Annotated in this window: 1 protein-coding gene; it reads left to right on the forward strand. The window is 67.3% G+C overall.

The annotated features are described in order from the left end of the window. Window positions 1–508 (forward strand): DUF3299 domain-containing protein (locus CXQ97_RS21250; protein ID WP_104182389.1); only part of this gene is annotated, 508 nt, incomplete at its 5' end. Between the last annotated feature and the right edge of the window lie 27 nt (window positions 509–535).

The following is a 535-nucleotide window of genomic DNA, read 5'->3' on the forward strand; positions in this document are numbered from 1 at the left end:
CTGTCTCGCACTTGTTTCCCACGCCCAGGCCACGCCGCCCGAACTCGACTGGCTCGAGCTGATGCCGCCCGAGGACCGCCAGGCGCTGGAGGAAATGCCCGAAATCGACCACTCGACGCCGGAAGATGCCGGCTTCAGCGATCAGGGCGGGCTGAAGCAGGACGCCGGGCTGCCGGCGGTGATGTACTCGGCCAAGACCGTCGCCGAACTGAATGGCCGCGAGATCCGTCTGGGCGGCTATCCGGTGCCGCTGGAGAGCGACGCGCGCGGGCGCAGCACCGAATTCTTCCTGGTGCCCTATCCGGGCGCCTGCATTCACGTACCGCCGCCGCCGCCGAACCAGATCGTGCTGGTGCGCTACCCGAAGGGCATCGCCCTGGAGGACATCTACGCGCCGCTGTGGGTGGACGGTCGCCTGCAAATCGAGCCGGTCAGCAACGATCTGGCCGATGCCGCCTATGCGCTGGAAGCCGCCGCAGACGAGCTGGTCGACGAAAGCGACTTCTGAGCCACAGGCAATGACGCTACCCACCGA

Source organism: Arthrobacter sp. B0490, assembly GCF_002929355.1.
GTDB lineage: Bacteria > Actinomycetota > Actinomycetes > Actinomycetales > Micrococcaceae > Arthrobacter_D.